Below are 20299 nucleotides of genomic sequence, written 5' to 3' on the forward strand. Positions count from 1 at the left end.
TCCGTTTAATTACCATTCGCTTAAATTAGTATCCTTCCGGTAATTTAAATCCGGAAACAGAGTCATTCAATTCCGATGACAATTGACTCAAGTTTGCAATTGAGTCAGAAGTTTTAATAACGTTCTCAGAAGTCGTTGTCGCCATATCGTTAATTCGGGACATATCTTGAGAAATATTAATTGCCATAGAAGAAACTTTTCGCGTTGAATCCGAAACTTTTTCAATCAATAACGCCAGAGAAGTTGATACTTCTTGAATCCGCGTCAACGACATTCCCGCTTCTTCCGCAATATTGGCGCCGGTAACCACTTCACGCGTGGATTTTTCCATTGAAGCAATGGCTTCGTTTGTATCCGTTTGAATTGTTTTTACCAAAGATTCAATTCGTCGGGTCGCGTTTGAAGAGCGTTCCGCCAAACGTTGAATTTCATCGGCGACCACCGCAAAACCGCGTCCCGCTTCACCAGCAGAAGTTGCTTGAATAGCGGCGTTTAACGCCAAAATGTTGGTTTGATCGGTAATACCTTTAATGATTTCAACAATGTTACCGATTTCTTGAGAACTTTCCCCTAATCGTTTGATTCGTTTAGAAGTTTCTTGAATATTTTCACGAATATTATTCATGCCGCCGATGGTATCATTTACCCGTTTGGCACCTTCTTGCGCGATGGTTACCGAATTGCGGGCAATTTCTGCGGAATCAGTCGTACTTGCAGCAACGCGGTCCAAAGAGCCCACCATGTTGCCGATTGTTTGAGTAATCGAGTGAATTTTTTCCGCTTGCTCAATAGAAGATTTTTGCATATCCGATGCAATAAATCGGGTGATATTAGCGGCATCAGAAACGCGGCTAGAAGTTCTATTAATCGTTCCGACCAATTCCCTCATTGATTCAATCGCGTAGTTAACGGAGTCAGCAATTGCGCCGGTAAAATCTTCGGTAACTTGCGCTTCAACCGTCAAATCTCCATTTGACAAGTCTGTCAATTCGTCCATTAACCGCAAAATGGCGTCTTGATTTTGCCGCTCTTTCATTTGTTGACGAATCGCAATATCTTGAATTTCTGAAGACTGGCTAGAAATAAATAAGTACCAAAAAATAGCTGCCAACACTACAAACAGTAATAAAATCGGTAGTAGAAAACGCAATCCTGCATGATTGACATCTGCTATTCCTAGTGACAGCGGTTGTTCCTCTGTTCCCGTAAACAACCCAATAATAATTAACACAATTAAAATGAGCGACAATGCCCCAAACCCTATTGCCACCCACCCAAAAACGTTTTGCTTGTCTTGATGATTATCGTCTTGTTGAGATCTTCTACTACCTTTCATGTGTCACCTGCGCTTCATTGCATTTGTTGGCTAAATACAGCATCGTTAATCAGATGCCCGATATTAATTCTAAACCAGTCCTTATCTTCCATAAAAATATGACCATCAACCCAGATTCTTTTCGAATCTAAAGCGTTAACTTCTACTTGTCGGATACCGCTGATACTGTCTACTTTTAAAATATATCCCTGACCCGCATCGCGTAACACAATATAATGAGATTTCTTTTGCGTGGCATATTTTGCCTTTGGTTCAACAAAATACTTAAAATCTGTTACAGAACAAACATCTCCCCGATGGCTCGTTAAACCTAATAACCAAAAAGGACAAAATGGCAAAGGAGTAATGGTTGGTAAATCTTGTGTTACTTCTAGTACAGAACCCATACCAATGAGATAGTTTTCAGCCCCCGCAGAACACGCCAAATAGCTGGCATGCTGCTGCACCGCAGCAACGCTAATCGTGCCCCTTTGCTGAAATTGCCGCACGTATCCTACTAAAATCTCAAAAGGTGAAGAATTTGCTAAAGTACTCATGCCAGTAACTCGCGGATTTCACGTAACAACGCTTCTTTTTCGGGCGGTTTTACCATATATTTTTTAGCGCCATTGCGCATACCCCATACTCTATCTGAATCTTGGTCTTTTGTTGTTAACATCAGAATAGGAATATCTTTGGTTTCTGGTGTGCGGCTAAGCTTTCTCGTTGCTTGGAAACCACTCATTCCCGGCATAACAACATCCATCAGAATCAAATCAGGATGCCTATTCATTGCCACCGCAATGCCTTTATCGGCAGCTTCTGCCCATAAAACTTCATACCCAGCTTCAACCAACATCGATTTTACAACATTGGCTTCAGTGGGTGAATCATCAACAATAAGAATGGTCGTCATTTCCTGTACCTATACCTTTCTATACCTTCTATACCTCTAGTGTGTAGCATGAACCTGAATTGCTTTTAATAATTCGTCGCGAGAAAAAGGTTTTGTCATGAAATGTTCCGAACCTGCGATTTTTCCACGCGCTTTATCGAACACACTATCCTTACTTGATAACATAATCACCGGAATATTTTTATACTCTGGATTACTTTTAATCACGGAGCACACTTGGTACCCATCAAGTCGCGGCATCATAATATCGAGGAAAATGATGCTCGGAGAAAACTCAATAATTTTTGAAAACGCCGCAAACCCGTCTTCTGCCGTTGCAACTTGAAAACCCTCTTTCCCCAAGATTGCTTCGGCGGTTTTCCTGATCGTACCACTATCATCTACGATGAGTATCTTTACTGATTGACTTGCTTCAGCCACAACAACTCCTTAATAATTCAAATCAAAACCGAACGAACTATCCTCTTAAACCAGCGATAGGATAGCGTATTTATTTCATCGAGGCGACAATAATCCATTTTTTAATGTGAGGACAAAAAATCCTCAACAATGACCGCCGCCGCCGCGCTATCCTTATCAATTGTTTTTGGAAAACGCATTTGTGCAGCATGAGAAGTTAACGTCTCATCAATAAAATGTACGGGAACGCCGTACAGTTTAATACATTCATCTGCCAAACGATGAATTTCATCTGACAACGGATGCTTCTTTCCATCTGCCAAGGAAGGTAATCCTATCACGATACAATTGACTTTCCACTGCTGCACCAACGCCGAAAAAGTATCAGCGTGAACCTGTTTCAGCGGGAGGTTAAATCTTTGCAATGGTTTTGCCAAACCCGTCACCGACTGCCCAATTGCAACCCCAGTATGATATGTTCCTACATCAATCCCTAATACCCACTGCACCATCGGCTACCTCCTCAACGAGATGTATGGTTATAATGCCGCGTAGCATTGATTCAATCAAGTACAATAAGAATCCATTTTCAAACAGGAAAACTCATGATACATCACCGCCTTATTATCCTCGGTGCCGGGCCTGCTGGTTATACTGCTGCCATTTACGCCGCACGAGCAGGACTCGAACCCGCGTTAATTACGGGGCTCGAACCCGGTGGACAGCTCATGACTACCACTCATGTTGACAATTGGCCAAGCGCATTTGAAGGAATACTTGGGTCGGAACTCATGACGAATATGTGCCAACACGCGCAACGTTTCCAAACCCAAATCATTTACGATCACGTTACCGAAGTTAATTTACAGCACCGCCCTTTTACCTTAAAAACAGAAAAAGAAACCTACAGCTGCGATGCTCTCATCATTGCAACGGGCGCCCGCGCAAAATATTTAGGGCTCCCCAGCGAAACCCAATATTTGGGATACGGCGTGTCTGCCTGCGCCACCTGCGATGGTTTTTTTTACCGCAATAAACCCGTCATGGTCATTGGCGGCGGCAATACGGCGCTGGAAGAAGCGCTTTATTTATCCAATATTGCCAGTTCTGTAACACTTGTGCACCGCCGCGATGCATTCCGCGCGGAAAAAATCATGGTTGATCGTCTAATGGAAAAAGTGAACGCGGGAAAAATTGTTGTGAAATACAGTGCACAACTGCAAGAAGTTTTAGGCGATGATAACGGCGTCACCGGCGCGATCATTCGTTTTAATAACGGACAAATCGAACAACTCGCCGTCGATGGTATTTTTATTGCCATCGGTCATCAACCCAATACTGAACTATTTAAAAATCAATTAGCAACTGACGCACATCATTATTTATCCGTACACAGCGGCAGCAACGGTAACGCCACTCAAACCAGTATTGACGGCGTTTTTGCCGCTGGAGATGTTGCCGATCCTGTATACCGCCAAGCAATCACCTCGGCAGCTTCTGGCTGTATGGCAGCTTTAGATGCCGAGCGCTATTTAGCAACACTCAAAAATTAACTCAATGAAATTAGGAGTTCTCTACCATGGCAAATAAACAAGCCCTTACCATTCCCGATATTGGCGATTTTGCTGATGTTGATGTTATTGAAGTTCTCGTCAAAGTTGGCGACAAAATCGCCGTTGACCAATCTTTGGTGGTTTTAGAATCAGATAAAGCATCAATGGAAGTTCCCGCTAGCATTGCTGGAACCATCACTTCTTTAACAGTAAAAGTCGGCGATAAAGTCTCTGAAGGCAGTGTTATCGGCGAAATTGAAGTGGCAAACGGCGCAAGTGCTGCAAAAACTGAAGAAAAACCTGCAGAAAAAACCGCGGAAAAACCAGCAGCGGCGGCAACACCCGCAGAAAAAACCGCGGTACCCGATGATGCCGTTGATTTAGTTGTAATCGGCGCTGGTCCTGGCGGTTATTCGGCGGCGTTCCGTGCGGCGGATTTGGGATTAAAAGTAACTTTGATCGAACGTTACGCTACTTTAGGCGGCGTTTGCTTAAACGTTGGCTGTATTCCTTCCAAAGCGTTGTTACACGTTGCAGAAATTATGGAAGAAGCCGAATGGGCAAAAAAAGCCGGCGTCACATTTGCCAAACCCAGCGTAGATTTAGACGCTTTGCGCACACATAAAGAAGGTGTGATTAAAAAATTAACCACCGGTCTTGCTGGCATGGCAAAAGCAAGAAAAGTAACCGTTATTCAAGGTGTTGCGCAATTTACCGGCAGCCACAGTATTCATATTAAAACCGTTGACGGCGAACAAAATCTCAATTTCAAAAACTGCATCATCGCCGCCGGTTCTGAAAGCGTGAAATTACCTTTCATGCCAACCGATCCGCGCGTTATCGATTCCACCGGCGCTTTGCAATTGCAAGATATTCCAGAACGATTACTCGTTATCGGCGGCGGCATCATCGGCTTGGAAATGGCAACCGTTTATCACGCATTAGGCAGCAAAATTGACATCGTCGAAATGATGGACGGTTTAATGGCAGGCGCGGATAAAGATTTAGTAAAAGTATGGCAAAGACGCAATCCCGATCTTTTTGAACACATTTATTTAAATACCAAAACCGTTGCCGCCGAAGCCAAAGATGATGGTATTCACGTTACTTTCGCCGGCGACAAAGCGCCAAAAGAAGCGCAACGTTACGACCGTGTTTTAATGGCAGTAGGACGCCGTCCAAACGGCAAAACTTTAAATGTGGAAGCTTGCGGCGTCACTGTTGACGAACGCGGATTTATCCCTGTTGATAAACAAATGCGCACCAATCAAGCCCATATTTTTGCCATCGGCGATATTGTGGGACAACCCATGTTAGCGCATAAAGCCGTACACGAAGCGCACGTTGCCGCCGAAAATGCCGCAGGACATCAAGCCTTTTTCGATGCGCGCGTAATTCCAGGCGTTGCTTATACTTCTCCTGAAGTTGCTTGGGTGGGCGTTACAGAATCACAAGCCGCTAAAGAAAATATTGCCGTTGAAAAAGCCGTTTTCCCGTGGGCTGCTTCTGGTCGCGCTATTGCAAACGGTTGCGATGAAGGTTTTGTGAAACTGATTGTTGATAAAGCGTCTCAACGCGTCATCGGCGGCGCCATTGTTGGTCCTAATGCCGGCGATATGATCGGCGAAATCGCTTTAGCAATTGAAATGAATGCGGTGCCGGCTGATATCGCTTTAACCATTCACCCGCACCCAACATTAGGCGAAACCATTGGTTTAGCTGCTGAAGTATTTGAAGGTTCTTGCACGGATTTACCACCGCAAAAGAAACGTTAATCAACCTCACTCAACGCTGCTAGGCACGAGCTTAGCAGCGCTTTTTTATGCGCTGATAATTCGGCGTTTTTTTAAGGATTTGAGATGTTTTATTATTACTACCGTCTTTTGCCGCGCAAATTATTAAGCCGATTATTTTATTGGCTCGCGCGCATTAAAATCGTATGGATCAAAAATGTACTGATCCGCGGTTTTTGTTTTGTCACCAAAGCAAATACTGATTTTGCTGCCGAAAAAGATCCTTTTGCTTATCCCACGTTAAACGCGTTTTTCACCCGCACGTTAGCCGCTGATGCACGTCCCATCGATGCCGCGCCAGAATCCATCATCAGTCCTGTTGACGGTCGCTGTGCGTATTACCACACCATCGAAAATGGTTTAATGATTCAAGCAAAAAGCCAACGTTATTCTCTTGCCGCTTTGCTTAATAGTTATGAATTGGCGCAAGCATATGAATCGGGAACGGCAATTACGCTTTATCTTGCTCCAGATGATTATCATCGCGTGCATATGCCGTGTGACGGTCATTTGGTCAGCATGACTTTTTGCCCTGGCGATAAACATAGCGTTGCTTTGGATTTATTAGAAAAAATTCCGTTGCTTTTTGCTGGTAATGAACGTTTGGTTTGCCATTTTGAAACCGAATTGGGAAAAATGAGCGTGATTTTTGTCGGCGCGTTAAACGTAAGCAGTATTTCAACGGTTTGGCATGGCATCGTCAGCGATAACGGCGCCGATAATCATTATTTTTATCCAGAAAAACCATTTTTTGCGAAAGGCGCGGAACTGGGTCAATTTAATTTGGGTTCTACGGTGATTTTATGTTTTCAGTCGCAACAGATTGATTGGCAAAATGAAAAACTCAATAATCGCGACAAAATCTTGATGGGAGAAAAAATTGCCTGCACCTATTCTTGATATTTTTGTTGACGGCGCTTGCAAAGGAAACCCCGGCATCGGCGGCTGGGGCGTTTTAATGCGTTACGGTCAACATGAAAAAGTATTGATGGGTGCACAATGGCATACAACGAATAACCGCATGGAATTAACCGCGGCAATTGAAGCTTTAAAAGCGATTAAACGACCGTGCCCTATTTTAATCAGCACGGATTCTGTTTACGTTAAAAACGGGATCACCCACTGGCTACCCGTTTGGAAAAAAAATAATTGGCGGAACGCTTCCAAAAAACCAATTAAAAACATTGAATTATGGCAAGCGCTCGACCAACTTAATCAACGTTATGAAATTGAATGGCGCTGGGTTAAAGGACACGCTGGCAATCCAGGTAATGAAATTGCTGATGAACTTGCCAATCGTGCCATTGAATCGTTGCGGCAAAAAACGTCCTAAAACCCACCGCCACCGTATTTATTGGCTGTATACCATTTTCCGTACCAACATTTTTTCAATCAATAATCCCACGAATAATCCTAAAATCGCCGGCATGATCCAGCCCAAACCTAAACCGTAAAACGGCAAATAGTGGTTTAAAAATTGATTGAATCCAGCAGATAAACCAAATAACGCACGCCAGCCGTCCAACAAACCAAAAGGAATAATGGCGCTGATGGTGGCAATGAAAACGGCTTGCGCGTGTCCAAATAAAGGCGCTGCTAAGGTTAATAAAATTAATGCGACGGTCGGCGGATATAAAACCATTAAAAGCGGAATGGAATAATGCACGATGGCTTCTAATCCACAATTGGCAATAATGGCGCCAGTTACACTAAAAATCACAACGAAAAATGAATAAGAAATCCGCGGCAATAAAGAAGTGAAAAACGCGGCGCACGCAGAAATCAAACCAATAGCCGTTGTCAAACAAGCCAGCAATACAATCAAAGCAATCAAGATGTTACCAGCGATACCGAAATAATGATGCGCTGATAATGCGAGCACTGCCGCGCCATTGTGTAATTGTCCTAATTGCGTGACGCTGCCGGCACCTAAATAAGCGATAAATAAGTAGACCAACGCTAATAATCCAACGGCAATGCCACCGGCAATCAAAATATTTTTAACGACCGATGATTCTGATGCATGTCCGCTTTGTCCGCGGATGGATTGCACCACGATGCCGCCAAAAACGAGTGAAGCTAAAGCGTCCATTGTGCTATATCCGGCTAAAAAACCACTGATAATAGGAATGTTATTAAAAGGTTCTTGCGGTGATTGTAATGCGCCCATGGGTTTAGCGATGCCGAATAAAGCCAAAAGTGTGATAGCAAACAATAAGATGGGCGTTAAAACGCAGCCAACGCGGTCAACCAATTTTCCCGGTGATAATGCCAAATAAGCCGATACCGCAAAAAAGCCCAAACTAAATACCGGCAAAATCCATGCGGCAGATTGTCCGCGCAATAACGGCGCGATGCCGATTTCAAATGCAACGGTTGCCGTTCTCGGCGTAGCAAATAATGGCCCTAAAGTTAAATACAACGCCAAAGAAAAAATCAAACCAAATAACGGGTGTACTTTTTCAGCGACGCCGCGGATATTGTGTTCACCGGCAACGGCAACTGCGATGACGCCTAATAAAGGCAAACCAACGCCCGTTAATAAAAATCCGCTCATTGCCAGCCATAAACTGCTGCCGGCTTCTTGCCCTAATTGAGCAGGAAAAATCAAATTGCCGGCGCCAAAAAATAAGGAAAAAAGCATCAAGCCAACGGTGAATAAACGCGTCAGCGGTGAATGTTGAAATGTTTTCATGGTGAATCTCTCTTTACTGTAGATTCAACCGTATCTTATATAATTCTAAAAATAATGCAATGTTTAATTTTATTCTCCAATAAAATTTAATAAATGAGTTTTTAACGCTCAATATTTAAGGTAATAAACTATAAATAAAAATTTTATAAAAAAGATTATTTCTCTACCAAGTAGTAAAAATATGGCGACTTGCGCTAAAACTCCACGCTAGCATCATCGGAAAAAACCAAATTAACGCAAATAAAAAGATAAAAACGCTAAAAAAATTAAATATTGAAAAAACTATCGCTAAAAATATCAATAAAACGAACATAATCACTAAAACTATCAGCATCAGTAACATTAAATTAACGCCGTTTTTCCAAGTACCACGCCAATGAAGTGTCAACAAAGTGCGCAATTGCGCCGAAGAACAATCAGATAACAAGGGAATCATTGCCCACGTAAACGTCATTACGATGCCGCGCGCGCCCAAATAGAATAAAAAAAGCGGCAATACTGTTTCTGCTGACGCCAAAACAACGCGATTATTTTCGATAATAAAAAACGATTCGGTAAAAAAGTAATGGTGAAAAACGCTAAAAATTAATTCTAATGACACCAAAAATAATAAATAATGCCCAAAAATGGGTTGTTCGCGCGCTTCTTTCCACCACAAAAAAACGTTTAAATGAGGGCGTTCGCGGCAGGCAATTATTGCCATCGCGCGGCAGGCGGCAATTTGCGTTAAAAGAGTGGTTGCCGTCCATAAAATCGTAGCTGCCAAACGTTGCAAAAAAACAATGCCCGTAACAGAAAGCGCCGCGGCACATAAATTGCCCAAAAATGCCGTCATTAAAAACAGAAAAAAACTGATGCCAAAAAACCGCAACCAAAATATTTTTTCCCGCATAATCAACGCATAACCATCAAAAAACCATTCTTTTACTTCGGAAATCGGGCGTTTATCAGGCACGGCTAATAAAGTTATTTCTTGCTTCATGTTGATGAACCTTTATTTTTGCAATCAATGATTGTTGGGAAAATAACCGATTCACCGTTAAATATGAATATTTTTCTTCAATTCCTGCCGCAATCAGAAAGCGCTTTTTTGCGTGATCTTGAAAAATAAACGCGTTAAGATAACCAAAACCCATAACAAAAGGAGAAAACTATGTTTGATGAATATCGCGATCTCATCGAGACATTGAAAAATAATGACAACCACTTTGCCCGTCTATTTAATGAACACAGCGCGCTTGATGCGGAAATTACCCGTTTGATTAATACTTCGACCGCGACGCTTCAACATGATGAAATTGAACAGAAAAAACGGCGAAAATTACAACTCAAAGATGAGATTTACAAAATCTTAAAAGAACACGCAGATAATTGACTTCTCGCCCGCTTTATAGCGGGCTTTTCTATCCCGTAATCTTATCGCAACAAAACAAATTTATAGTGTTTATTTTAATAATAATCTAAAGAATACTATGACAGAACAATTACCAACTTCTCCAAAAAACACTTCCACAGAAAAAGCACCGTTCATTGATATTGATACTGCCGATCCCAAAGATATTTATTTAAACCGTGAGCTTACTTGGCTCGCTTTTAATGAACGCGTACTTTTTGAAGCACGGCGGAAAAATGTGCCGCTGCTTGAACGCGTTAAATTCCTTGCCATCGTCAACAATAATCTTGATGAATTTTTCATGAAACGCATCGGCGGACTCAAGCAACAAGTTGGCGCGGGACTGCATCATTTGAGTTTGGACGGACGCACGCCGCAAAAACAAATTGATGATTGTTATGAAAAAATCAATAAAATCCAGCAAGATATTGAAAATACATGGAAACAATTAGAAAGCGCGCTGAAAAAAGAAAACATTGAAATTGTTGAATTCAAACAATTATCCGCCGAAAAACAACAAGAAATGCGCACTTATTTCCTCGACAATATTTATTCGCTGCTCACGCCGCAAGCTATGGATCCCGCGCACCCGTTCCCATTTGTTTCCAATTTATCGCTTAATTTATTGATTCGCATGAATTATCCGGAAACGCAAAAAACTTCCACCGCGCGGGTCAAAATTCCCGTTGGGCAAGGTAGTAAACGTTTTATTAATGTGCAAATTCCTAATACGCTGACGTTTATCACGTTAGAAGATTTGATCATTAATAATCTTGATATTTTGTTTCCCGAAATGGAGATCAATCAAATTGATATTTTCCGCGTAACGCGTAATGCCGTTACCGAAAAAGACGAAGAAAAAGCTGATGATTTATTGGAATTGATTGAGGTGGAATTACGCGAGCGGCGTTTTGCGCCCATCGTGCGCATGGAATACAAAAAAGGCATCGATCCCAAACACAAAGGCATGCTCGCCTCCGAACTGCATTTGGAAGAGGATAAAGATACTTTTGAAGTGCGCAATTTGATGCAAATGCGCGATTTATTCGAATTGACCGCAATTGATCGTGAAGATTTAAAACTCAAACCTTATCACCCCGTTGATCATGAAGGATTAGTGGGTGAAGACAATATTTTCCACGCGATTCGCCGCGCGGGCAATTTTTTGCTGCAAATGCCCTATGAATCGTTTACCAGTTCCGTGGAACGTTTTATTCGCGATGCCAGCCGCGATCCCAAAGTGCTCGGGATTAAAATGACGATTTACCGCACGTCCAGCGATTCAAAAATCATTGATTATTTAATCGAAGCATCGCGTAACGGCAAACAAGTTACCGTGGTGGTAGAAGTTAAAGCGCGTTTTGATGAATCCGCCAATATTCGTTGGGCAAATCATTTGGAAGAAGCCGGCATTCACGTTACCTACGGCATCGTTGGCTTAAAAACGCACGCCAAACTCATTTATGTAATTCGGCAAGATTATGACGGTTTGCGCCGTTACGCACACATCGGCACCGGAAATTATCACAGCGGCACCGCCAGACAATACAGCGATTTTGGTTTATTGACGGCAGATCCCGCTATCGGCGCCGATTTAACCGAATTATTTAATTATTTAACAACGGGTTACACGCCAAGCCGTTTTTATCAAAAATTATTGCCGGCGCCCAAACATATGAAATCGGGATTGCTCGATCGCATTCACCGCGAAATAAAACACGCAAAAGCCGGTAAAAAATCGCTTATTATTTTAAAAACCAATGCGTTAGAAGATAAAGATATTGCTTATTCTTTATATCAAGCCTCGCAAGCCGGCGTTAAAATCGAATTGCTCGTGCGCGACAGCTGCTGCATTATCGCTGGCGTTGCCGGATTATCTGAAAATATTACGATTACCAGCATCGTTGGACGCTTTTTAGAGCACGCTCGTGTTTACTATTTTTATAACGGCGGCGACGAGGAGTATTTCATTGGTTCTGCAGATTTAATGCACCGCAATTTAGAAAGTCGCGTGGAAGTTATCGTGCCCATAGAAAATCAAAAAATGCGCGATATGTTGCAACATTTCCTCGAAACGCAGCTTAACGATCGCGAAAATGCATGGAAAATGTGCAACGATGGCAGTTATAAACGGTGTGTAAATCCGCACCGGAAAATAGGTTCACAAGAGCAATTTATGCAAGAAGCAACGCAACGTTATAAAAACGCTTCTCGCTTAAGACACCGTAAAACAAAATCAATCAAATAAATCACTAAGGAGCATAGAAATGGGACAATATCAATTTATGAAATATATAAGCGGCTGGATCGCGCTCATTTTATTCGGACTCGCTGGTTTTTGTATTTTTTATTTTTTTGACAATTTGGTTGTTGTTGCTTTCGTTCTTGTTTTTTTTCTTTCCGGTTTTAAGGTGGTACAACCTAATACAGCGCTCGTTGCCACGCTTTTTGGTAAATATGCTGGCGTTTTGATGGAACCAGGTTTTTTCTATACCAATCCGCTCTATTCCATTAAAAGCATTTCTTTAAAAACGGATAACTATATTACAGAAACGCTCAAAGTAAACGATTCATCGGGTACGCCCATTGAAATCGCCGCTTCTATCGTTTATCACATCGAAAACCCTGCCGCCGCGGTATTAGACGTTGAAGATCCGGTTTTGTTTTTAAAAGTACAAAGTGAAGGTGCGCTGCGCGCAATTGCCAGTCATCACCCTTATTCCAGCCGTAATAAAAACGAAGGATTAAGCGAACATTCGGAAGCGATTTTTGAAAATCTGAAAGAGATGATTCAAAAGCAGGTAGAAAAAGCGGGCATTTCAATTGATGAAGCGCGTTTTACGCATCTTTCGTACGCACCAGAAATTGCGCAAATGATGCTGAAAAAACAACAAGCTGAAGCCATTATGATGGCAAGACGCACTCTAGTCCGCGGCGCAATTTCCATGGTTGAAGGTACCATTAAAGAATTGGAAAGTCGCAAAATTGTTAACCTCACCGAAACCGAAAAAGCCAGATTAATCAGTAACATGATGACTGTTTTATTATCAGATGAAAATGCGTCGCCCGTTGTAAAAATCGGATAGAAAAATTATTTATTCCTTGGAAAAACGCCGGTCATTTTGACGCACAACATTAACAATCTGCTAGAATTGGGACATTTTAGTAATTATGAGGCATCTATCATGACTGAACCTATCACTCCCGCGGCGAATTTTATCCGCAATATCATTGTTTCCGATGTGGAAAACGGCAAAAATGACGCGCGCGTGCATACGCGTTTTCCACCCGAACCAAACGGTTATTTGCATTTAGGGCACGTTAAATCCATTTGTTTAAATTTCGGTATGGCGAAAGAATTCAATGGATTATGCAATTTGCGTTTTGACGACACCAATCCCGAAAAAGAAAATGAAGAATATATGTCGTCAATCAAAGAAGACGTGACATGGTTGGGCTTTAAATGGCACGTTTTGCGCCACGCTTCCGATTATTTTCCACAACTTCTTGCTTATGCATATCAATTAATTGAACAAGGCGATGCTTACGTTGATTCGCAAACCGCCGACGAAATTCGCGACACCCGCGGCACATTAACCGAAGCCGGCAAAAATAGTCCTTATCGCGATCGTAGTCCCGAAGAAAATAAACGGCTTTTTGATGAAATGGTCGCAGGAAAACACCCTGACGGCAGCCTCGTTTTGCGCGCCAAAATCGATATGGCGAGTCCGAACATTAATATGCGCGATCCAGTCATTTATCGCATTCGGCATACCGATCATTTTCACGCCGGCGACGAATGGAAAGTTTATCCAATGTACGACTACACTCATTGCCTTTCCGACATGATCGAAGGCATTACGCATAGTCTATGCACGCTGGAATTTGAAGATCACCGCCCGTTATATGATTGGGTTTTAGATAAATTACAAACGCCCTGCCACCCACAACAAATTGAATTTTCACGGCTTAATTTGGAATATACCGTTTTATCTAAACGCCGCTTGATTCAATTAGTTCAAGAAAAACACGTTAACGGTTGGGACGATCCGCGCATGCCTACTATTGCCGGATTGCGCCGCCGCGGTATTCCAGCGAGCGGTTTGCGCGATTTCTGCGAACGCATCGGTATCAGTAAAGCCGACGGCACCATTGAAATGAGTTATTTTGAAAGCGTTATTCGTGACCGCCTCAATCAAGAAGCGCTGCGCCGTATGGTCGTGCTCGATCCGATCAAATTAACGATTACCAGTTTGAGCGATGATTTTCGCGCGGTTTACGATTTACCCAATCACCCGCAAAATCCGGAAATGGGAACGAGAAAAGTTCCGTTTTCCAATACGTTATATATTGAACGTGATGATTTTAGCGAAAATCCACCAAAAGGCTGGAAACGATTGGCGCCAAATGCTGCCGTGCGGTTGCGCGGTTCTTACGTGGTTATTTGCGATGAGGTTATCAAAGATGAAAATGGCAATGTAATTGAACTCAAATGCCACCACGATCCCGAAACTTTGGGCAAAAATCCACAAGGATATAAAGCAAACGGCGTGATTCATTGGGTTTCTGCTGCTGACGCGCTGACTACGGAAATTCGTCAATATGGATTGTTATTCCAAGAAAAAAATCCGATGGCAGCCGAACATTTTCTCGATACCATTAACCCCGATTCTTTAAAAATTTTGCACAACGCGCAAGCAGAACCCGCCATTAAAGCCGCTGCCGGCACCGTTTACCAACTCGAACGCCAAGGTTATTACGCCATCGATCCCGATAGTTGCGCTGATCATTTGGTTTTAAATTTAACGGTCACACTACGCGATGGCTGGAAATAAAATAATTCATTGTTTATAAACAATTTAATCAACCACCAAAGGAGCTTTTTATGTTAACTACTTTTAAAGCCGTTGCCGAAAAGCAAAGTAAAGGATTATCTGTGATGACGCGGGCGCGCAATTTCACCATCACGATGGACGAACCACCCGCGCTCGGCGGCACTGATACCGGCATGAATCCGGTGGAAGCCGTTTTATGCGCGCTCGGCGCTTGTCAAACGATTGTGGTGGCGGCATTTGCGCAATCACAAAATTTTCACTACGAATCTTTTCGCGTCGAACTAGAAGGCGATTTGGATCCGGACGGATTTATGGGACTTGCCGACGTGCGCAATGGTTTTCAAGAAATCCGTTTTAGAATGCATTTTAAAACGCAAGAATCACAGGAAAAAACCGAACAATTCGCTCATTTTGTGGAAAAAACGTGTCCGGTGGGCGATTGTTTAGCAAACGGCGTCAAACTCGTTTTATCAGCCGTTATCCGCGAATAAAATTAAAAACGTTCATTGCCTGCCTCGTGCAGGCTTTTTTTATGGGGATTCGGCGGTTAATCAATGCATGATTTTTGCTAAAATAAACGTTTTTATTCACTGGATAAGGTCACCCATGTTTCACCGCATTTATATTCGAAAACGCCCCGCTTTTCGTCATCTTCCATTTTCACTTTCCGAACTCTGCGCCCAACTCAATTTGCCCGCGCTCAAACAACTGGAAACCATTGCAATATATGATTTATACGGTTGCCCAGAACACGCTTTACCACAAGCCATTACCGATGTTTTTTCTGATCCCGTCAGCGATGAAGTTATCGAAGAACTGCCTTCATCGGACGATATTTTGGTTATCGAACCTTTGCCCGGACAATTCGATCAACGCGCCGATGCCGCCGAACAATGTTTACGATTGCTTAACAGCGCATTTGCTGCCACCAAAGTATGCACCGCAACCGCTTGGCTCATCAGCGGAACGCTCGATGCCGCCGCGCGCGATCGTTTAAAAAACTATTTGCTCAATCCCATTGAATCGCGGGAAAAAGATCTCAAAATCACCGCGTTGCCCGAAATTCAATTGCCGCCGCCCGTCCCCCGTTATAAAACCTTCAGCCAAATGGGCACCGCAGCGCTTGATGCGTGGCGACACAGTCAGGGGCTCGCGATGAGTTTGGCAGATTTGCAGCTCGTTCAACATTATTTCCAACAAAAAAAACGCGTGCCCAGCGAAACAGAAATCCGCGTTTTAGATACTTATTGGTCGGATCACTGCCGCCACACCACCTTCACTACCGAATTAACCAATATTCAATTTCCCAGTTCCGCGTTTGGCAAAGCCATGCAACAAGATTATGAAGACGTTTTGGCAAAACGGCGCGTGGTTTATGGTGCTGACGCCGAAAAACGTCCAATGACTTTAATGGATCTCGCCACGATCGATGCCAAATATCAACGCAAACAAGGCAATTTGGTTGATGTAGAAGTATCGGCAGAAGTAAATGCCTGCAGCGTTTTTGTTGACGTCTACGAAAATAATCAACGCCGCCCGTGGTTATTGCAATTCAAAAATGAAACCCACAATCACCCCACAGAAATTGAACCATTCGGCGGCGCGTCAACCTGCATCGGCGGCGCCATTCGCGATCCGTTATCAGGACGCGCCTACGTTTATCAAGCGCTGCGTTTATCTGGCTGCGCCGATCCGCGCGAAGCCATCGCTGATACATTAACCGGAAAACTGCCGCAAATCGTCATCGCTCAACGCGCTGCCGCCGGTGCTTCTTCATACGGCAACCAAATCGGACTCGCCACGGGGCAAGTCGTAGAAATTTATCATGCCGGTTATAAAGCCAAACATTTAGAAGTCGGCGCCGTGGTGGCAGCAGCGCCAGCAGAACACGTGCGGCGCGAAACGCCAAAAGCCGGCGATATTGTGGTGTTATTAGGCGGGGCAACCGGTCGCGATGGCTGCGGCGGCGCCACGGGTTCTTCTCGCGAACATAACCGCGATTCATTAACGCAAAGCGCGGCAGAAGTGCAAAAAGGTAATGCGCCCGAAGAACGCAAATTGCAACGTTTATTCCGGCAGGCGGCTTTTGCGCAAAAAGTAAAACGTTGTAACGATTTTGGCGCGGGCGGCGTGTGCGTGGCAGTTGGTGAAATTGCTTCAAGTTTGGATATTAATTTGGACGCCGTTCCCGTCAAATATCAAGGATTATCCGCCACAGAATTAGCCATTTCTGAATCGCAAGAACGCATGGCAATTGTCATCGCGGCGGAAGATTTTGCGGCAATTTCTGATTTAGCGGCAAAAGAAAATTTATCCGCTTGCAAAATCGCGCAAGTCACCGATTCAGGCAAAATGATTATGCGTTACCGCGGAGAAGTGGTTGTTGAACTCGATCGCGCATTTTTAGACAGTAACGGCGCCGTCAATCAACAAAACAGCGTGGTTTTAACCGATGCGAAATGTTCACCGAAAAAAGAACATTATTCATGGAAAAATCGTTTTCAAAATCAATTAACGACTTTGGCACACAGCGATTTGCGCGGACTCGGCGATCGTTTTGATTTTAGCGTGGGCGCCAGCTGCGTATTATTGCCGTACGGCGGAAAATATCACGCCACGCCAGCAGAAGCATCGGCTTATTTATTGCCAACGGAAACGCCAACGGATACCACGTCTTTACTCGCTTACGGTTTTAATCCCGAATTAAGCAGTCATCACCCTTATTTGGGCGGCATGGCGGCGGTGATGGAAGCATCGGCAAAAATCATCGCCTGCGGCGGTAATATTCGGCAAACGCATTTTTCTTTACAAGAATATTTCCCCAAATTAGGCAACGATGGCACACGTTGGGGCGCTCCTTTTGCCGCATTATTGGGCGCGCATCATGCGTTATCAGCGCTTAACCGCGCGGCAATTGGCGGTAAAGACAGCATGAGCGGCAGTTTCCAATCGTTAGACGTTCCGCCAACGTTAATCGCGTTTGCCGTCAATGCCATCAGCGCGCAACAAATTTTGAGTCCCGAATTTAAAGCCGCGGAAGAATATGTTTACTGGCTGCGCTGCCCCGCCGATGAATTGGGACGCCCCAATTGTGCGCTGTTGCTCGAACATAATGATTTTATTAATGAACTCAATCATGCCGGTTTATTAACCGCGCTGCGCAGTGTGCGGCACGGCGGCGTTTTACAAGCAATTTATGAAGCTATGTTGGGTAATCGAATCGGTTGCGGCATGGCGGCGCTGCCTCAAGATGCGTTTGAAGCGGAATACGGCAGCTTTTTATTAACCAGTCAACAACCGTTGCCTGACCGTCTGCATCTTCATTATCTCGGCATGACGCTGGCGGAAGCGCATTTATCAATCAATCATGAATTGCTTTCATTAGATGAATTGCAACAAAAACAACAGTCGTTATCTGCCATTTATCCGTTAAACAGCAAAGAGCCGCAAAATGATGCGCCGATTCCTGCGGTCAGCGTGCAAAAAGCGCCGGTGGTTTTAAAACAACGCTGTGCGCAACCGCGCGTGTGTTTGCCGGCGTTTTACGGCACAAATAGCGAATTGGATACGGGACGGGCTTTTGTGCGCGTCGGTGGCAGCGTAAGCGAAGTAGTGATTTGTAATCGTCACCAAAAAGATATTGATGACAGCGTGCAACGTTTTGTTCGTACTTTAGAAAACAGTCAAATTTTAGCGTTATCCGGCGGCTTTTCTGTGGGCGATGAACCCGATGGTTCCGGAAAATTTATTGCTAATACGTTGCGTCAACCGCAAATTGCCGATGCCATCGAAGCATTTTTGCAACGCGATGGTTTGATTTTGGGCATTTGTAACGGTTTTCAGGCGCTGATTAAATGCGGTTTGTTGCCGTACGGAAAACTGCAGCAACGCGCGCCCAATGATCCGACGTTAACGCATAATCATATTCAGCGGCATATCGCGCGCATCGTCACCACGGTAATCAGTAATAATCACAGCCCGTGGTTGCAAGATTTTAAAGTCGGCAGTTGTCACGATATTGCAATTTCGCATGGTGAAGGATTGTTTTGGGCGGAATCGTCTGTATTGCAAACATTAAGCGCGAACGGGCAAATCGCTACGCAATACGCTAATCCTGATACCGGTAAAGCTTCATTGCTGCCGATTTATAATCCTAATGGCTCACATTGGGCAATTGAAGCCATTACCAGCCCGTGCGGACGTATTTTAGGAAAAATGGGACACAGCGAACGCTATCAAGCGGGTATTTATCGCAATCACCCCAATTTCCGTCCTCAAAATATTTTTGCCGCCGGCATTAAGGCTTTTTCTTAACGGTATGATATTTTTCATTAATTTGAAAAATAAAATAAAATTACAGCAGTCACGAGCATTTCCGCTTGTGGCTGCATTATTTTTGCAGTAAATAAGGAGAAAATTGTGTCCATCATTTGGGCGATTGGTGCAATCATTATTGGATTGATTCTTTTAGTAAAAAGCGCGGATTGGTTTGTTGACGGCGCCGCCGCGTTGGCAAAAATTGCTGGATTATCGCCGTTGGTTATCGGCATTGTAATCATCGGTTTTGGCACGTCCGCGCCGGAGATGATCGTATCCGTAACCGCAGCGCTTAATCATAACAGCGGCATTGCATTAGGAAATGCCTACGGTTCAAATATCGTCAATATCGGTTTAATTTTAGGCATCAGCGCCTTGATTGCGCCCATTCCGATGCCCAAAAAATTGGTTTCCGGCGAACTGTTTATTTTGCTGCTGATTACGTTGCTCTGTTTTTTATGGCTGCAAGATGATTACATCAGCCGCAGCGAAGCGCTGGTGATGTTAGTTTTATTTTTCATCATTACCGGCGGCACGATTATCCGGTCGCGCAAAAATATCCCGAAAAATGTCGTCATTTCCGAAGCCAATCCTTTGGTTATGCCGGTGAAAAAAGCGCTCGTTTATAGCGTGGGCGGTTTGGTTTTGTTAATTATTGCTTCACGGATTATGGTTTGGGGCGCGGTCAGCATTGCACAAGCGCTAAATATCAGCGATTTAATTATTGGTTTAACGATTATCGCCGTGGGAACGTCTTTGCCGGAACTGGCTTCTTCAATTGTTGCCGTGCGCAAAAATCAAACTGATATGGCATTGGGCAATATCGTGGGTTCTAATATTTTCAACGCGTTAGCCGTTGTGGGACTTTCCGGATTGATTACGCCTTTTGCCGCCGAACCCGAAATATTAACGCGCGATTTAGTCGTTATGACGATCGTTACCGCCGTATTATTTGTGATGGGACTCATTCGCCGCCGCGATCATAATGCCGAACTCAAACTCGCGCACGGATTAATCTTACTTATTATTTATTTGCTTTATACTGCTTCTCTTGTTTTGTCCGTCTTCTTAAAAGGATAATTT

Annotated in this window: 18 protein-coding genes; 11 read left to right on the forward strand and 7 right to left on the reverse strand. The window is 43.7% G+C overall.

The annotated features are described in order from the left end of the window. Positions 1-25 precede the first annotated feature (25 nt). The 5 genes from AKG33_RS04580 to ruvX form a co-directional block, all read right to left on the reverse strand. Entirely contained in the window at positions 26-1336 is a 1311-nt protein-coding gene (locus tag AKG33_RS04580) for a methyl-accepting chemotaxis protein (RefSeq protein WP_012031398.1), read from the reverse strand. 14 nt (positions 1337-1350) lie between these two features. After that, positions 1351-1872 (reverse strand): chemotaxis protein CheW, encoded by a 522-nt coding sequence (locus tag AKG33_RS04585; protein WP_012031399.1) that lies wholly within the window; start codon positions 1870-1872, stop codon positions 1351-1353. After that, positions 1869-2231 carry a response regulator gene (locus AKG33_RS04590; protein WP_012031400.1) on the reverse strand — a complete coding sequence of 121 codons (363 nt, stop codon included), beginning with the start codon at positions 2229-2231 and terminating at the stop codon, positions 1869-1871. The genes AKG33_RS04585 and AKG33_RS04590 overlap by 4 nt, the downstream gene beginning before the upstream one ends. A gap of 36 nt (positions 2232-2267) precedes the next feature. Beyond that, positions 2268-2651 (reverse strand): response regulator, encoded by a 384-nt coding sequence (locus AKG33_RS04595; protein ID WP_012031401.1) that lies wholly within the window; start codon positions 2649-2651, stop codon positions 2268-2270. A 101-nt stretch (positions 2652-2752) separates the two neighbouring features. Further along, a complete protein-coding gene (ruvX, locus tag AKG33_RS04600) occupies positions 2753-3142 on the reverse strand; it encodes a Holliday junction resolvase RuvX (protein WP_012031402.1) in 390 nt (129 codons plus the stop codon). A 93-nt stretch (positions 3143-3235) separates the two neighbouring features. On the opposite strand from ruvX, the gene trxB reads away from it, so the two are divergent. The 4 genes from trxB (at position 3236) to rnhA (ending at position 7309) form a co-directional block, all read left to right on the forward strand. Next, the gene (gene trxB / locus AKG33_RS04605) at positions 3236-4183 is read left to right on the forward strand and encodes a thioredoxin-disulfide reductase (RefSeq protein WP_012031403.1); all 948 of its coding nucleotides are present in this window, start codon (positions 3236-3238) and stop codon (positions 4181-4183) included. A gap of 26 nt (positions 4184-4209) precedes the next feature. Further along, a complete protein-coding gene (gene lpdA / locus AKG33_RS04610; RefSeq protein ID WP_012031404.1) occupies positions 4210-5958 on the forward strand; it encodes a dihydrolipoyl dehydrogenase in 1749 nt (582 codons plus the stop codon). Between the two features lie 84 nt (positions 5959-6042). Next, positions 6043-6876, forward strand: a complete 834-nt coding sequence (gene asd / locus AKG33_RS04615) for an archaetidylserine decarboxylase (RefSeq protein WP_012031405.1) — start codon at positions 6043-6045, stop codon at positions 6874-6876. Next, complete coding sequence (rnhA, locus tag AKG33_RS04620) at positions 6857-7309, forward strand: ribonuclease HI (RefSeq protein WP_012031406.1); 453 nt, start codon at positions 6857-6859, stop codon at positions 7307-7309. Before asd ends, rnhA begins: the two co-directional genes overlap by 20 nt. Before the next feature lie 18 nt (positions 7310-7327). Here rnhA and brnQ read toward each other — a convergent pair whose 3' ends face one another. Together brnQ and AKG33_RS04630 are read right to left on the reverse strand one after the other, a co-directional pair. Then, positions 7328-8671, reverse strand: a complete 1344-nt coding sequence (brnQ, locus tag AKG33_RS04625) for a branched-chain amino acid transport system II carrier protein (protein ID WP_012031407.1) — start codon at positions 8669-8671, stop codon at positions 7328-7330. Between the two features lie 163 nt (positions 8672-8834). Beyond that, complete coding sequence (locus AKG33_RS04630) at positions 8835-9653, reverse strand: hypothetical protein (RefSeq protein WP_012031408.1); 819 nt, start codon at positions 9651-9653, stop codon at positions 8835-8837. A gap of 171 nt (positions 9654-9824) precedes the next feature. Between AKG33_RS04630 and AKG33_RS04640 the strand changes: the two genes are divergently transcribed. The 7 genes from AKG33_RS04640 (at position 9825) to AKG33_RS04670 (ending at position 20296) form a co-directional block, all read left to right on the forward strand. After that, entirely contained in the window at positions 9825-10046 is a 222-nt protein-coding gene (locus tag AKG33_RS04640; RefSeq protein ID WP_012031409.1) for a YdcH family protein, read from the forward strand. A gap of 97 nt (positions 10047-10143) precedes the next feature. Beyond that, positions 10144-12312, forward strand: a complete 2169-nt coding sequence (gene ppk1 / locus AKG33_RS04645; RefSeq protein WP_012031410.1) for a polyphosphate kinase 1 — start codon at positions 10144-10146, stop codon at positions 12310-12312. A gap of 19 nt (positions 12313-12331) precedes the next feature. Further along, complete coding sequence (locus tag AKG33_RS04650; protein ID WP_012031411.1) at positions 12332-13150, forward strand: SPFH domain-containing protein; 819 nt, start codon at positions 12332-12334, stop codon at positions 13148-13150. 99 nt (positions 13151-13249) lie between these two features. Beyond that, positions 13250-14899 carry a glutamine--tRNA ligase/YqeY domain fusion protein gene (locus AKG33_RS04655; RefSeq protein ID WP_012031412.1) on the forward strand — a complete coding sequence of 550 codons (1650 nt, stop codon included), beginning with the start codon at positions 13250-13252 and terminating at the stop codon, positions 14897-14899. A gap of 50 nt (positions 14900-14949) precedes the next feature. Beyond that, on the forward strand, positions 14950-15390 hold the full coding sequence (locus tag AKG33_RS04660; protein WP_012031413.1) for an OsmC family protein: 441 nt from the start codon (positions 14950-14952) through the stop codon (positions 15388-15390). A 115-nt stretch (positions 15391-15505) separates the two neighbouring features. Beyond that, a complete protein-coding gene (locus AKG33_RS04665; protein WP_012031414.1) occupies positions 15506-19213 on the forward strand; it encodes a phosphoribosylformylglycinamidine synthase in 3708 nt (1235 codons plus the stop codon). Positions 19214-19318: 105 nt separating this feature from the next. Then, positions 19319-20296, forward strand: a complete 978-nt coding sequence (locus tag AKG33_RS04670; RefSeq protein WP_012031415.1) for a calcium/sodium antiporter — start codon at positions 19319-19321, stop codon at positions 20294-20296. Positions 20297-20299: the final 3 nt, after the last annotated feature.

Source organism: Dichelobacter nodosus (assembly GCF_001263335.1).
GTDB lineage: Bacteria > Pseudomonadota > Gammaproteobacteria > Cardiobacteriales > Cardiobacteriaceae > Dichelobacter > Dichelobacter nodosus.

Bases quoted from the DNA above. Each gene is read 5' to 3' on its own strand.
- AKG33_RS04580 (WP_012031398.1), bottom strand. From the start codon at position 1,336: ATGAAAGGTAGTAGAAGATCTCAACAAGACGATAATCATCAAGACAAG.
- AKG33_RS04585 (WP_012031399.1), bottom strand. From the start codon at position 1,872: ATGAGTACTTTAGCAAATTCTTCACCTTTTGAGATTTTAGTAGGATAC.
- AKG33_RS04590 (WP_012031400.1), bottom strand. From the start codon at position 2,231: ATGACGACCATTCTTATTGTTGATGATTCACCCACTGAAGCCAATGTT.
- ruvX (WP_012031402.1), bottom strand. From the start codon at position 3,142: ATGGTGCAGTGGGTATTAGGGATTGATGTAGGAACATATCATACTGGG.
- trxB (WP_012031403.1), top strand. From the start codon at position 3,236: ATGATACATCACCGCCTTATTATCCTCGGTGCCGGGCCTGCTGGTTAT.
- lpdA (WP_012031404.1), top strand. From the start codon at position 4,210: ATGGCAAATAAACAAGCCCTTACCATTCCCGATATTGGCGATTTTGCT.
- asd (WP_012031405.1), top strand. From the start codon at position 6,043: ATGTTTTATTATTACTACCGTCTTTTGCCGCGCAAATTATTAAGCCGA.
- brnQ (WP_012031407.1), bottom strand. From the start codon at position 8,671: ATGAAAACATTTCAACATTCACCGCTGACGCGTTTATTCACCGTTGGC.
- AKG33_RS04630 (WP_012031408.1), bottom strand. From the start codon at position 9,653: ATGAAGCAAGAAATAACTTTATTAGCCGTGCCTGATAAACGCCCGATT.
- AKG33_RS04640 (WP_012031409.1), top strand. From the start codon at position 9,825: ATGTTTGATGAATATCGCGATCTCATCGAGACATTGAAAAATAATGAC.
- ppk1 (WP_012031410.1), top strand. From the start codon at position 10,144: ATGACAGAACAATTACCAACTTCTCCAAAAAACACTTCCACAGAAAAA.
- AKG33_RS04650 (WP_012031411.1), top strand. From the start codon at position 12,332: ATGGGACAATATCAATTTATGAAATATATAAGCGGCTGGATCGCGCTC.
- AKG33_RS04655 (WP_012031412.1), top strand. From the start codon at position 13,250: ATGACTGAACCTATCACTCCCGCGGCGAATTTTATCCGCAATATCATT.
- AKG33_RS04660 (WP_012031413.1), top strand. From the start codon at position 14,950: ATGTTAACTACTTTTAAAGCCGTTGCCGAAAAGCAAAGTAAAGGATTA.
- AKG33_RS04665 (WP_012031414.1), top strand. From the start codon at position 15,506: ATGTTTCACCGCATTTATATTCGAAAACGCCCCGCTTTTCGTCATCTT.